Here is a 14362-nt window from a genome sequence, read left to right as displayed (position 1 = left end):
AATTATGGTTTCCGGTACCATCGATATGAGTTCGAATCTCGTCGGGAGCACAAAACGTTCGCAAGTACTGAAACACTTGCGAACGTTTTTTTTAAGCATAAATCGAACCTGCTCTCTGCTATAATTACTACCTCCCTAAAGTGTTCACGTTCACACGCCATGAACAGCCGTGAACACCAATGAACATCTGGTAATCAGCAATTTAAATATAACCTTACTGGCAAAACTCGGATTAATGACTTTATTATCTAAAAAAACATAACAAGTAGGGCTTTCCTATACCCCTACTCATCACAATGCGATATGTGATTAATATTTAAAATAGAATCTATTTCCTGCAGAAAATGCTGATGTTCGTTTTCATCAAACTTCACCTGGTTTAGGTCGGTGCAATTGCTGCAAGTTTTGGGTTTGTGCCGGTCTCTAAAAATGATCAAAAGAGGTATGCAGACCTGGATTACCATAAAGGCCAAAGTTAACTGGAACATATATGTGGTCAGCGTCTCCATCACTATAAAGACAAATCATAAACTAATTGGTGTTGTTAATTTAACGATTTTTTTCCATATTATTTATATAAAAGTTCTTAAAAATATAGGTATTTACCTGCTTTTTACATAGTTAAAAAGCAGATTTCTTGATTAAATCATTTTATTGCTATTTATCCTTTTTGTTGAATGGTGTTACAACAACATTTTTTGCCTGTAACATTTTACCCATAATAGTATCTAACTCCATACCGTCTTTTTGTAAACCAATGGTTTCGCTATTTTTATGGTGCAAACCTGATAGCTAATTCCTGATAGGCCAAAATTATTATCCATGCAACAAACAATTACCAAATCAAATAGAGTATCATCCTTTTTCTCGGTTTTGAAACAAGCCATCAAGGGGCGCGAAGTTGATCTTACAGCCATCAGCATAAAAAAAGCCATTGTTTTGTTAGCCATTCCTATGATGCTGGAAATGGCTATGGAATCAGTTTTTGCTCTAGTCGACTTATATTTTGTTGGACATTTAAAAAACAGCAGCCTTGCCATTCAAACTGTAGGATTAACAGAATCTGTGCTTACCGTAATTTACTCGCTGGCTATTGGTTTAAGCATGGCAGCAACCGCTGTTGTGGCCCGCCGCATTGGTGAAAAAGATCCAGAAGCAGCGGCAAAGGCCGGAATGCAAACTATTGTAATTGCTTTGGTGATTAATCTGGCTATTAGCATTACCGGCTTTTTACATGCGCGCGATATTCTGCTGCTCATGGGTGCATCTTCAGAAACTGCCGATCATGGGACCAATTTTGTACGCATTATGATGAGCGGCAGCATTGTAATCGTAATGCTGTTTTTGATCAATGGCATTTTCAGAGGCGCAGGTAATGCTGCTATTGCTATGCGCAGTTTATGGATCGCTAATATGGCCAATATTATCCTCTGCCCTATCTTTATCCGTGGGTTGGGGCCAATACCCGCCTTTGGCTTAACTGGTGCCGCTATAGCCACAACCATTGGCCGCAGCCTGGGTGTGAGCTACCAGGTTTATAACCTTTTTAATGATAAAAACATTTTAAAGATCCGTTTAAGGTATTTAATACCAGACTGGCAGCAAATTAAAGCCATTATAAAGATTGCAGCACCAGGAGTTTTGCAATTTGTAATTGCCAGCTGCAGCTGGATTTTCCTGGCCGAGCTGGTTGCCACTACAGGCGGCGACGCAGGTTCGGCAGGTTACCAAACCTCATTGAGGCTTATGATGTTTTTCCTGTTACCTGTTTGGGGTTTAAGTAATGCGGCGGCTACCCTGGTAGGCCAAAACCTGGGAGCCGGACATATAGACAGGGCCGAACAATCTGTGTTTCAGACTATAAGATACGCGGCAGCCTTTTTAGCTGTCGTGAGCATATTATTTTTAACTTGCGGGCATTTATTCGCCTCTTTTTTTACAGAGGATGAGGCTGTTAAAGAGGTAGCTACGCTATCTTTAAATATCTTAAGTGTAGGCTTTATTATTTATGGCATGGGCATGGTATTTACCAGCGCGTTTAACGGTGCCGGCGATACCTGGACACCTACTAAAATTAACCTGTTTACGTTTTGGGTATTCCAGATCCCTTTTGCCTATTTGCTGGCTAAGTATTTTGCTATGGGGCCCAAAGGCGTTTTTATTTCTATCCCCGTAGCCGAGATCGGGTTAACTATTGGAGCATACATCTTGTTTAAAATGGGCAAATGGAAGAAAACAAAGGTTTAATACCTGACGTAATAAAATAAAAGAGGGCTTACCGATTATCGGCAAGCCCTCTTTTATTTTGTTTAGCTTATTATTTGTTACGGCACTTTTACAGCCTGACGGGCCAGCAATTGCCATTGCCCTTTGTTTTTTATCCAAACCAGCAATATGCCCAATTTTACCGTTCCGGGGCCTTTACCCTTATCATTAGTAGCAGCCGAAAGTATATGACGCACGGTAGCTGTATTACCAACTAATTTAATACTTTGCTCAGTGAGGTCGATAGAAACAAAGTCTGATGCGCCTGTGGCAATATCACCGATAAACTCTTTTTTATTTTGCACCTTACCACTTGAGTGGCCATAATTTAACTCGCTTGAAGCTAATTTTTCAAGTGTAACGGTATCGGCATCAACCATAGCCTTGCGCAACTGCTCGTTAGCCTGCGTTACTTCGGCAATCAGTTTTGAGCTTTGCGCCAAAGGTTTTTGCATGTTAACAATGAATGCTATGAATAAGCACATCAATGCTTTGAATAAAAATTGTTTTTTCATAAAGGCTTTAATATTAGGTTAACCGGTATGGGTAAATACTAAACATTAAACCTGAAATGCATAATGTCGCCATCCTGCACAATATAAGTTTTTCCTTCGATAGCCAGCTTACCGTTTTCTTTTATTACAGCTTCGGAGCCATTAAACTTCACAAAATCTTCGTATTTAATTACTTCGGCACGAATAAACCCTTTTTCAAAATCGGTATGGATAACACCTGCAGCCTGCGGAGCGCTAAAGCCCTGGGTGATAGTCCAGGCACGCACCTCCTGTACACCTGCAGTAAAATAGGTAGCCAGATTAAGCAGGCGATAAGCCGCTTTGATCAATTTATTTACACCTGATTCTGCAAGACCAAGATCCTCCAAAAACATCTGGCGCTCTTCATAAGTGTCCATCTGGGCAATTTCAGATTCTATTTGTGCTGAAATAACCAATACTTCAGCGTTTTCCTCTTTTACCGCGGCCTTTACCTTTTCTACATAAGCGTTACCTGTACTTACCGAACCTTCGTCAACATTACAAACGTACAACACCGGTTTTGCGGTAAGTAACCACAGGTCGGCCACATATTCTTTATCTTCCTCAGCAACCGGGGCTGTACGGGCCGATTTGCCCGAAAGCATATGCTCTCTGTATACGGTTAAAACATCAAAGGTTTTTTTAGCCTCTTTATCGCCACCGGTTTTGGCCATTTTTTCAACCTTCTGTATCTTTTTTTCTATCGATTCCAGGTCTTTCAACTGCAGCTCAGTATCAATGATCTCCTTGTCGCGGATCGGGTCAACAGATCCGTCAACGTGAATCACGTTATCGTTGTCAAAACAACGCAATACGTGAATAATAGCGTTTGTAGCACGTATGTTGCCCAAAAACTGGTTACCCAAACCTTCGCCTTTGCTGGCGCCTTTAACCAGGCCGGCTATATCAACAATTTCAATAGTGTTTGGTACTATACTTTTTGGTTGTACTATTTCGGTAAGCTTCGTTAAACGCTCATCCGGCACCGTAATTACGCCCACGTTTGGCTCAATAGTGCAAAACGGAAAGTTGGCCGCCTGCGCCTTAGCATTTGATAAGCAATTAAAAAGTGTTGATTTACCCACGTTTGGTAAACCTACTATTCCACATTGTAAACCCATTTTTTGTAAAACTCTAAATTTCTAAATACTAAACTCTAAACCATAAATCGTTAAACCTTGTTTAACAACAGCAAAACAAAAGCTATAAAACCTTAATAATGAGCCTTAAACAACGGAAAATAAACTATCAACTATTGATTAGATGATGATTTAAAATTTGCGCAAAGATAACAGAAAATTTTGCCTTATAATTTGAAAAAATAAGCGACTTTTGCCAACGCTAAAACAAAGCAAAACAGATTAATAATAAGATGTAAAAACAAGGAGGAGCTTTTATGAACGAAATGGTTGAACAAATAGAATTGTTACTGGAACAGCAGAATAATGCCCAATTACAGGAATATTTGAACAGCCTTAATATTTCTGACGTTGAAGAGCTCATAGGTGAACTGCCCGAACATGGCCCCCTCTTTATTGAAACACTCTCGTTAAACCGCGCGGTTAACGTTTTCCGAATACTTGACTCCCCTACGCAGGAGCGCATTATCAAAAAACTTTCGGGACAAAAAGTTGCAGACCTTATTAATGAGTTACCTCCTGATGACCGTACGGCACTTTTTAGCGAGATGCATGGCGACGCTGTTCAGAAGCTGATCCAGCACTTATCAGCAGAAGACCGTAAGGAAGCCTTGTCACTGCTGGGCTATGAAGAAGACAGCGTTGGCCGCTTAATGACGCCCGATTACATTGCGGTAAAAAGAACCTGGGATGTTACCCGCGTGCTGTCGCACATTAGGCGATATGGTAAAAATTCCGAAACCATTGACGTAATATATGTAATTGACGAGAATGGTTTATTATTGGACGATATCAGGATACGGGAGATACTATTAGTTAAACCCGACACCAAAGTAAGCGATCTGATGGATGGCCGCCTGATAGCTTTAAGCGCCAGCGACCCGCAGGAAGAAGCTATTAATGTATTCAGGATGAATAACCGAGTGGCCTTGCCCGTGGTTGACAGCGAGAATATACTATTGGGTATAGTTACCGTTGATGATATTTTGTGGATAGCCAACGAAGAGTATACCGAGGATATCCAAAAAATTGGTGGTACCGAAGCGCTGGATGAGCCCTACCTTGATATAAACCTGTTCACACTGGTAAAAAAACGTGTAGGTTGGCTCATCATTTTATTCCTTGGCGAAATGCTAACAGCTACGGCTATGGGCTTTTTTGAGAAAGCCATTGAAAAGGCGGTTGTACTGGCTTTATTTATTCCGCTTATTATATCAAGTGGTGGCAACAGCGGCTCGCAAGCCTCTACCTTAATTATACAGGCAATGGCCTTAGGCGAAGTTACCGTAGCCGATTGGTGGCGGGTAATGCGCCGTGAACTGCTATCGGGCCTGATGTTGGGCCTAACCCTTGGATTGATAGGATTTATGCGTATTTACATCTGGACTATGTTTTCGCCCATTTACGGGCCGCATTGGATATTGGTTGGTTTCACGGTAGGCTGCGCGCTTATAGGTGTTGTACTATGGGGATCATTAGCAGGTTCCATGCTGCCACTTATACTCAAAAAGCTTGGCGCCGACCCCGCTACCTCATCAGCCCCATTTGTAGCCACATTGGTAGATGTTACCGGCCTTATTATTTACTTTACCATTGCTGTAATAGTTATGCAGGGAACGTTGCTGTAGATAGGCTTTGATAGTATAAAATTAAAATACTTGAATAAATTAAATTTTGTCATTGCGAACGCAGTGTGGCAATCGCCAACAATACAGATAAACCATGTACCATTCGCGATTGCGTTGTCGTCGTTCCTCCTCGCAATTGACAAATAGTTAACTTCCTTGTAAAAACAAAAAACCTGCTTTATGAGCAGGTTTTTCTTTATAATATTACTTTAGTATTTGTTCTGTTCATATCTCAAATGAGAAATCCTCATCCGCAGATGCTTTGGCAACTTCAGAGTTATCACCATACTCATAACGTTTTTCAACAACTTCCTGGTTTGCCCTGATATAGTCAACAGTTTCTTTTAAGCCTTCAGCAAACTTTTCAAAATCTTCTTTATACAAAAATATTTTGTGCTTAATAAAAACACCATCCTCCAACCGTTTTTTACTTTCTGTTATAGTAACATAGTAATCGTTTGATCGGGTTGCCTTTACATCAAAAAAATAAGTCCTCTTCCCGGCTCTCACCTTCTTTGAAAAAACCTCTTCGCGCTCTCTATTGTCAAAATCTCCCATAATGAATATACCTGTAATTAGTTTTGGTTGGCATAAATATAAATCAAAATTTGAAAGTGCCAATACTTTATTCAATTTTCGTGAACTTTTTGAAACAATTTCGTCATTTTTTTAGTTTTCTGCCAAAAAATCACGCGTTTTCTTCCTCTTCAAGCAATTGTTTTTCGTATAGTTCAAAGTAGGTTCCTTTGAGCTGCATGAGGTATTCGTGGTTGCCATGCTCCACAATTTCGCCATTATCCATCACCAGAATTTTATCGGCATTTTTTATGGTCGATATACGGTGAGCTATAATAATACTGGTTTTATTTTGCATTACCCGCCCCAGATTATTCAATATTTCCTCCTCGGTACGGGTATCTACTGCCGAAAGGCAATCGTCAAATATCAATATCTGCGGATGTTTAAAAATTGCGCGCGCTATGGAAACACGTTGCTTTTGCCCGCCCGATAAAGTTACCCCGCGTTCACCGATCAGCGTTTCAAAACCGCTTTCCAGTTCTATGATATTGTTATATACCGCGGCATCTTTTGCAGCCTGTTCAACAACGGGCATATCCAACACATCGGCACTAAAGGCTATATTATTGGCTATGGTATCCGAAAACAGGAAAACCTCCTGTGGCACAAAGCCAATTTGCGAGCGATAGTTCTCTAACCCGAGCTGTTTTACATCAACACCATCTATAGCTATATTACCACCGGTGGTATCATACATGCGCATAACCAGATTAGCTATGGTTGATTTCCCCGAACCTGTACGGCCTATGATTGCAATCATTTGCCCTGGTTCAACTGAAAATGATATGTTTTTTAATGCTTGTATACCTGTATCCGGATAAGTAAATGATACATTATTAAATTCCATAGCTCCCTTAACAATATGAGCAGAAGCATTTTTAGGCGATTCAATATCAGATTTTTCTTGTAAAAATTCGTTGATACGCTTTTGCGAGGCCGCGGCCCGCTGAATAAGTGAGGTTACCCAACCCAATGATATAACCGGGAACGAAAGCATATTCAGGTATACAATAAATTCGGCAATATTGCCCGAGGTAATATTGCCTTTCATTACCTCAACTCCACCGATGTACATGGTAATTACATTGCTTAACCCCACCAGCAATAACATGATAGGATAAAACAAAGCCTGCACTTTAACCAAAGCCATTGAATGAGTTTTATAATCCTCGCTTTCGGCTGCAAAGTTTTTACGTACAAAACCTTCCCTTACATATGATTTGATAACTCTGATACCCGAAAAGTTTTCCTGTACAAAGCTTGACAGGGCAGAGAGACGTTCCTGAATTTGCTCACTCCGGTAATTGATCACATTATTGACGTAATAAATAATCCCTGCCAGTATTGGTAATGGCAGTACCGAAAGTATGGCCAGCCTAACATTTACCGTAAGCATGGCATATATGACCAACATAAATAATACCACGGTATTAATGGTATACATAATGCCAGGCCCCAGGTACATCCTTACCCGGCTTACATCTTCAGTTACCCGGTTCATTAAATCACCGGTGTTATGGCGACGATAAAAAGCAAGGGATAACAACTGGTAGTGTTCGTATATCTCATTCTTAAGGTCGTATTCTATATGCCGCGACATCAGGATAATGGTTTGCCGCATAAAAAACAGAAAAAGCCCCCGTAGTAAAGCCAATACCAGTACCAATGCCCCAAACAACATCAGGCTGCTGCCAAAAATGTCATATATCATATTTTGCCTGTTAAAGCCGGCAAAAAGCTGATAAGCTCCTATATTTTCAGTTACCAGATCAAACGCTACCCGAATTACCTGGGCAGGTAACACAGCAAAAATATTGGATATAATTACAAACAAAATACCCGGTATCAATCGCCAGCGGTATTTATAAAAGAATTTGTTAAGGTAAGCGAGATCTTTCATAAGCCAGAAAGTCCGGAAACCGAAAGTTTGAAAGTCCGGAGATCAAAAGTATTAAAAAGTTACGAAAGTGTTTGCGGTGAAAGTTTGACAGCGGTAAGAATCCTATATTCCTGATAAAAATTATTATATAAAATAATAGAAACAATATCGTATTAAATAGGTATTATTATCACCAACCCTACAACCATGAGCCCTCTCTTTTTTATGTTGAACTCCGGAAGGTATATTATGGCCATTGCCGATAATATTGCGCATTTTGATGGTCAAACAGATATTGCACTTACTTATAGTTTTTTTATCGATAAAGAAAATGGTAACCCCAATCAAAAAATCAATAAAGAAAGCCATTTACACTTAGTGGCTAATAATGATCCGGACTACCTTGGATACATTACCGTTGAAAAACCTGGCAGGGTTTATAGTTATATCGCCAACGGCAAAAAAAGACTTTCTATTACCGAGGTACAAGATGCTGTTGAACAGATAAATAAATTAACAGGTGTTGCTATATCCTGGAGCAGCAATACTAAGTTAGATTAACGGTGTTTCAATTGTACCTTAGGTGATTTGCTGATTACACACTTCAACCGTAATAAACTTGGTCAGAATAAAAAAAACCTATACTTTTGTCGGGCCTTAAAACATTTTACTTGCCGTATACTAATGCCCGTTCAACTACAACCAGAATCCATATTTAATCAGCTCGACGCCTTCGGGCATAAAAAAGTTGTATTTTGCAGTGATCCTGATACAAATTTAAAAGCTATTATAGCCATTCATGACACCACACTCGGCCCCGCTTTTGGTGGTACACGTATGTGGCAATACAAAACCGAAGCTGATGCTTTGAATGATGTGTTGCGCCTGTCAAAAAGTATGACCTATAAATGCGCTATAGCAGGGCTTAACATGGGTGGCGGATATTCGGTAATCATCGGCGACTCGCGCAAAGATAAAACCGAGGCACTGATGCGTAAATTTGGGCGGTTTATAAAAAATCAGAATGGTGAATTTATTACCGCTGAAGATGTAGGCACCAATCCGCGCGATATGGAATACATCAGAATGGAGACGCAACATGTTACAGGCATTCCTGAAACAATTGGCGGTACTGGTGATCCATCCCCTATTACCGCTCTTGGTGTTTTTATGGGCATTAAGGCTTGCGTAAAAGAGCAATTTGGTAGCGATAGCCTTACCGGCAAATCAATTATAGTGCAGGGCATTGGTCATGTGGGCGAAAACTTGGTGCGTTTGCTTCGCGATGAAAATGTAAAAGTGTACATCAGCGATATTAACGAGGAGCGTGTAGGCCAGATAGCTAAAAAACATGGTGCACAGGCAGTATCAAATAATAATATTTTTGATATTGATGCCGATATTTATGCTCCTTGCGCATTAGGTGGTACCGTAAATACACAAACTATTGATAAACTGAAATGCAGCATCATAGCCGGATCGGCCAATAACCAGTTATTGGATGAGGAAGCACATGGCCAGATGCTGGTTGAAAAAGGTATATTGTTTGCACCCGACTATGTTATTAACGCTGGTGGTATCATTAACTGCTATTCGGAGTTGATGAGCTTTAGCAAAAAACGCAGTCTGCAACTTACCGAAAATATTTACGAGGCAACGCGCAACATTTTAAGACTATCAAAATCAGAAAACATATCAACTATTAACGCGGCAAATAAAATCGCCGAAAAAAGAATAGCGGACATTAAAAAAGTAAAATCAACGTATTAATATTATAGTTTAACCATCTGCGCACAGGCAGATCAAATCGTTCTTACACATGTTAAATAGAAGGCACCTAAGGGTAAAGGTATTACAGGCATTGTATGCATTCCATCAATCAGATACCAAAGACATCAAACTACACGAGAAAAATATGCTTCACGGCATAGATCAGGTATATGAAATGTATATCTGGATGTTATCGTTAATTTCGGAAGTAGCCAATTTTGCGGCAAATGATGCCGAAGAAAGGGCTAATAAGCATCTGCCTACAAAAGAGGACCTTAACGCTGATCTTAAAATTTTAACCAACCGGTTTATTGTTACCCTTAATGATAACCGTGACTACTTAATTGCTTTAAAAAAGTATAAAGTAGAGTGGCATTTTGAACCCGAGCTTGCCAAATCGTTGTTCATTATCTTGAAAAATGCCCCTGAATATGCCGAATACCTGGCAAAAACAGATGATACTATCCAAACCGACAAAGACATCATTAAATTCATTTTCAAAAAAGTAATTTTGAAATCATCATTGGCCGAACAGGTTTTTGAAGATAAGTTTATTTTTTGGCCGGTTGACCGCGACGTACTACAGGCATTGATAGCTAAAACCTTTAAAAACTTTGCATCAGAAGATGCTAAACAAAACCACCTTGCCGAAATTACTGGCAACTGGACCGAAGACCGTGAGTTTGTGGTTAACCTGTTTGCGCAAAGTATCAGGTTTGATAAACCATACCAGGAACTGATAGCAGCCAAAACCCAAAACTGGGAACCCGAGCGTATTGCCATGATGGATACTTTATTAATGAAAATGGCCATTACCGAGTTTATCAACTTCACTTCTATCCCGGTTAAAGTAACCATCAACGAGTACCTGGAAATCTCTAAAGAGTTTAGTACACCAAAAAGTAATTCATTTATAAACGGTATCTTAGACAAGATTTTAATTGATCTGAAAGCAGAGCAAAAAATCAAAAAAATAGGCAGAGGATTAATAGAATAATAATTGAACCAATGAAAAAATTATTTTTAAGCATAGTAGCTGTAGGCCTGCTATTTTCGGCTTGTAACCAAACCCAGGGTAATACATCATCAACTGCCGCAACCGGCGATAGCACTGCGCAACCAACCACTGCAGCTACTACCACCGCCAACGCGGCTACTGCTCCTTTAATGAAATTTGAAAAAGAAAGCCATGATTTTGGTAAAATTAAACAAGGGGATAAAGTAAGCTACGATTTTAAATTCACTAACAACGGAAAATCGCCACTGATCATTACCGATGCGGTAGCAACCTGCGGCTGCACCACTCCAGAATGGCCTAAAACGCCTGTTAAACCCGGCGAAAGCGGTTTAATTAAAGTAGTATTCAACAGCGCTGGCAAAAGCGGCCTGCAGGATAAACAAATAACCATTACCGCCAACACAGTACCGGCACAAACTATGGTACATTTAATTGGCGAAGTTTTAACGAAATAACAATTTAATTTAAAATGATAGCAACTATTTTATTACAAGCACCAGCAGGTGGTTCAAGCCAGTTTGGCATGTTAATACCAATGGTATTAATTATTGTGGTGTTTTACTTTTTTATGATCCGCCCTCAGGTTAAAAAACAAAAAGATCAAAAGAAATATGTTGAGGAATTAAAAAAAGGTGATAAGGTAGTAACCACGGCAGGTATTCATGGTCGCATTATCGACTCAAACGAAACTACTTTTTTGGTTGAGGTTGATAACGGTAAAATCCGTTTTGACAAATCGGCTATATCTTTAGATGCTTCAAAAGCGCTAAATACCCCACCGGTAGCTGCAAAAAGCTAATTTTTGTTTGATTAAAGACGAAAAGAATAAAGATAAAAGACCAAGTGTTTTTATCTTCAACTGAAAATTAAAGGGCGGAAAGATAAGAGGTGTATAAACCTTTGTCCTTTCGCCTTTATCCTTTAATCTTAAAACTCTTTTGTCTTTTAATCCTTTATCTTTCATCTAAAAAATGGCAATAGTAAAATTATCTGCAACAGAACGAAGGCGACTATCGGTATTTTTTACCTGCTTGGCGCTTGCTGTTTTGGCGTGGATATTTACTACCCTATCTAATGTTTACAGTTATGGTGTTCAGGAGGTGCTAACTTATAAAAACGCCCCTCAGAAACGTGCTTTCCATTCCTTACAGCCCGATACCGTTAAGGCTACAGTACAAGGCACAGGCTGGCAAATGCTGTTTGCAAATATGAACAAAGAGCGGAAACCCATCACCATTGACCTGGCCACGCTTGAAAACCGCAATTATGTGGTGCTTAGCTCTCAGCTAAAGCAAATCAACATCAAGAAAGAAATTACCCAACAAATAATATCAATCGATCCGGATACGTTATATTTTGACTTCTCAAACAGGTTGGTGAAGAAGGTACCGGTGCAGTTGATGTTAAACCTGAAATACAAAAAACAATTCGCGGTTTCTGGTAATATAATTATTAAGCCGGCACATATTACGGTAAGCGGCCCTACTGAAAGGTTAAAGGAAATAAGCGTATGGAAAACCGATTCGTTGCAGTTGAAGGATGTTACCGAAACTATTAATACCAGGATAAACCTGCAATCGGTTAAAGAAGGTAATTTAAACGTATACCCCAAAACAGTACAGGTTATTATCCCGGTTGATGAATTTACCGAGAAAACGCTTGATTTGCCGGTTAAACTGATTAATAACCATAACTACGATAATGTTAAGGTGTTTCCGCAAAAAGTAAAAGTAACCTTCACTACCGCTCTGAACAGGTATCCGGACATGACCGAAGATCTATTTGAAGCTACTGCCGATCTGGACCTTTGGCGCGATCATGGTTACAAATCATTACCGGTTAAATTAACCAGGGTTCCGCCATATTGTAAAATAGTAAAGGTAAGTCCGGCAAATATTGATTTTATTATAAAAAAATAATGCATAGCCAGAGCAAAGATTTTTGGATAAAAGAACAAAGCTCTTATCGTTTAACACTAAACATCCTTGCTACAAATACTAACTACAAAAAATAATGCTTAAAATAGGCTTAACGGGTAACATAGGTAGCGGCAAAACTACCGTAGCCAAAGTATTTGAACTTTTAGGTATACCCGTTTTTTATGCCGACGATGAAGCAAAAAAAGTTATGGTTACAGATCAGATCCTGATCAATGCTATTAAACAAACCTTCGGGGCCGAATCTTATTTTGACGATGGCTCCCTGAACCGGAAACACATAGCGGGCATTGTTTTCAATAACGAGGCAGAACTCCGGAAATTGAACGCTAAAGTACATCCGGCAACTTTCCGGGCTTTTGACAATTGGTTACTCCACATTAAACACGCTCCTTACATTATTAAAGAGGCAGCCTTGATGTTTGAAAGCGACTCCTACAAAATGTGCGACCGTACCTTACTGGTATCCGCGCCTTTAGAGAACCGTATAGCCCGCGTAATGCAGCGCGACGGTGTTTCGCGTGAAGAAGTTGAAAAGCGGGAAGCCCGCCAGTTTACAGAAGATAAAAAACGCCAAATGGCTAATGACATCATTATAAATGATGATTGGCAACTGGTAATTCCGCAAGTGCTTGAGCTGCACAGATCATACTTATCGCTCGCAAAAAATTAATGATACTTGACGATTTTGTTCTGATAGATGAAAAAGGGCTGTATTGTAAATACGGTGATTTTTATCTTGACCCCCAATTACCGGTTAAAACGGCTATTATTACGCATGGCCATGCAGATCATGCCGTAAGTGGCAATCACGATGTATATTGCACACGGGCAACTGCCAGTATCATGCAGCTTCGGTATGACCGTACTGCGGCTAAAGCATTTCACATTACAGAGTATAATCAGCCTTTTAACATTGGCCAGGTAAAAATAACCATGATACCCGCCGGCCATATGCTGGGCTCGGCACAAATATTAATGGAGTACAATGATACCCGTTACCTGTATACCGGCGACTATAAACTGCAAGCCGATGATACCTGCGAACCCATTGAGTGGGTTACCACCGATGTACTGATCACCGAAAGTACTTTTGCCGACCCTGCTGTTATACACCCCGACCCTATTGAGGAAATAAAAAAGCTGAATGCTATAAAAACCAATATACTGTTAGGTGCCTACGGCCTGGGTAAAAGCCAGCGGCTTATTAACCTCATCAGCACATACGCTCCGCAAAAAAAGATATTGGTACATCACCGCATTATGCCTATTAATGCTATTTATCAAAAAATGGGCTTTGCTCTGGGGCCCCATCAGATATATGGCCGTAAGCTCATGAAAGTGCAGGATGAGTTTGTGTACATCGTTCCGCCATTTACCTTTGATAGTTACATTAGGGCCACCGGCGTTACTCGCTTGTTTGCTTCGGGCTGGAAAAACCTACAGGTTAATCACAAGGATACTTTGTTTATATCAGACCATGTAGACTGGAATGATATTTTAGAAACCATTGCCCGTACCCAACCTAAACAAATATGGACTTTACACGGTGATGGTAAACATTTAAAAAATCATTTTAATAATGACGTTTTTGTAAAATTGCTAAATTAA

The 14362-nt window shown here is 39.9% G+C and carries 15 protein-coding genes; 10 read left to right on the top strand and 5 right to left on the bottom strand.

Features of this window, described 5'->3' with window-relative positions; genetic code table 11:
• Positions 1-657 precede the first annotated feature (657 nt).
• Positions 658-783 (bottom strand): hypothetical protein, encoded by a 126-nt coding sequence (locus AAGC65_RS08900; protein ID WP_343112088.1) that lies wholly within the window; start codon positions 781-783, stop codon positions 658-660.
• Positions 784-822: 39 nt separating this feature from the next.
• On the opposite strand from AAGC65_RS08900, the gene AAGC65_RS08895 reads away from it, so the two are divergent.
• Positions 823-2247, top strand: a complete 1425-nt coding sequence (locus tag AAGC65_RS08895) for an MATE family efflux transporter (RefSeq protein ID WP_343112087.1) — start codon at positions 823-825, stop codon at positions 2245-2247.
• 77 nt (positions 2248-2324) lie between these two features.
• Here AAGC65_RS08895 and AAGC65_RS08890 read toward each other — a convergent pair whose 3' ends face one another.
• Both AAGC65_RS08890 and ychF read right to left on the bottom strand, forming a co-directional pair.
• A complete protein-coding gene (locus AAGC65_RS08890; RefSeq protein WP_343112086.1) occupies positions 2325-2780 on the bottom strand; it encodes a nuclear transport factor 2 family protein in 456 nt (151 codons plus the stop codon).
• Between the two features lie 38 nt (positions 2781-2818).
• Positions 2819-3922, bottom strand: a complete 1104-nt coding sequence (gene ychF, locus AAGC65_RS08885; RefSeq protein WP_343112085.1) for a redox-regulated ATPase YchF — start codon at positions 3920-3922, stop codon at positions 2819-2821.
• A gap of 275 nt (positions 3923-4197) precedes the next feature.
• Between ychF and mgtE the strand changes: the two genes are divergently transcribed.
• Positions 4198-5568, top strand: a complete 1371-nt coding sequence (gene mgtE / locus AAGC65_RS08880) for a magnesium transporter (protein ID WP_343112084.1) — start codon at positions 4198-4200, stop codon at positions 5566-5568.
• Positions 5569-5793: 225 nt separating this feature from the next.
• Here the strand turns inward: mgtE and AAGC65_RS08875 are convergent, their stop codons facing one another.
• Entirely contained in the window at positions 5794-6126 is a 333-nt protein-coding gene (locus tag AAGC65_RS08875; RefSeq protein ID WP_343112083.1) for a DUF3276 family protein, read from the bottom strand.
• Between the two features lie 130 nt (positions 6127-6256).
• Positions 6257-8047: an ABC transporter ATP-binding protein gene (locus AAGC65_RS08870; RefSeq protein WP_343112082.1), complete on the bottom strand. Its 1791-nt coding sequence runs from the start codon at positions 8045-8047 to the stop codon at positions 6257-6259.
• A gap of 186 nt (positions 8048-8233) precedes the next feature.
• Here AAGC65_RS08870 and AAGC65_RS08865 point away from each other — a divergent pair, with 186 nt between their 5' ends.
• The 8 genes from AAGC65_RS08865 to AAGC65_RS08830 all read left to right on the top strand — a co-directional run bounded on the left by AAGC65_RS08865 (position 8234) and on the right by AAGC65_RS08830 (position 14362).
• Positions 8234-8587: a hypothetical protein gene (locus AAGC65_RS08865; RefSeq protein WP_343112081.1), complete on the top strand. Its 354-nt coding sequence runs from the start codon at positions 8234-8236 to the stop codon at positions 8585-8587.
• 123 nt (positions 8588-8710) lie between these two features.
• The gene (locus AAGC65_RS08860; RefSeq protein WP_343112080.1) at positions 8711-9796 is read left to right on the top strand and encodes a Glu/Leu/Phe/Val dehydrogenase; all 1086 of its coding nucleotides are present in this window, start codon (positions 8711-8713) and stop codon (positions 9794-9796) included.
• A gap of 49 nt (positions 9797-9845) precedes the next feature.
• A complete protein-coding gene (locus AAGC65_RS08855; RefSeq protein ID WP_343112079.1) occupies positions 9846-10793 on the top strand; it encodes a transcription antitermination protein NusB in 948 nt (315 codons plus the stop codon).
• A gap of 11 nt (positions 10794-10804) precedes the next feature.
• The gene (locus AAGC65_RS08850; RefSeq protein ID WP_343112078.1) at positions 10805-11269 is read left to right on the top strand and encodes a DUF1573 domain-containing protein; all 465 of its coding nucleotides are present in this window, start codon (positions 10805-10807) and stop codon (positions 11267-11269) included.
• 14 nt (positions 11270-11283) lie between these two features.
• Entirely contained in the window at positions 11284-11613 is a 330-nt protein-coding gene (yajC, locus tag AAGC65_RS08845; RefSeq protein ID WP_343112077.1) for a preprotein translocase subunit YajC, read from the top strand.
• 172 nt (positions 11614-11785) lie between these two features.
• Positions 11786-12733, top strand: coding sequence for a YbbR-like domain-containing protein (locus AAGC65_RS08840; RefSeq protein ID WP_343112076.1), 948 nt, complete (start codon positions 11786-11788; stop codon positions 12731-12733).
• Positions 12734-12827: 94 nt separating this feature from the next.
• On the top strand, positions 12828-13424 hold the full coding sequence (gene coaE / locus AAGC65_RS08835; RefSeq protein WP_343112075.1) for a dephospho-CoA kinase: 597 nt from the start codon (positions 12828-12830) through the stop codon (positions 13422-13424).
• Positions 13424-14362 carry an MBL fold metallo-hydrolase gene (locus tag AAGC65_RS08830; RefSeq protein WP_343112074.1) on the top strand — a complete coding sequence of 313 codons (939 nt, stop codon included), beginning with the start codon at positions 13424-13426 and terminating at the stop codon, positions 14360-14362. Before coaE ends, AAGC65_RS08830 begins: the two co-directional genes overlap by 1 nt.

Origin of the sequence: Mucilaginibacter sp. (genome assembly GCF_039207105.1) — a bacterium.
GTDB lineage: Bacteria > Bacteroidota > Bacteroidia > Sphingobacteriales > Sphingobacteriaceae > Mucilaginibacter.
This window is presented reverse-complemented; position numbering and strand designations above follow the sequence as displayed.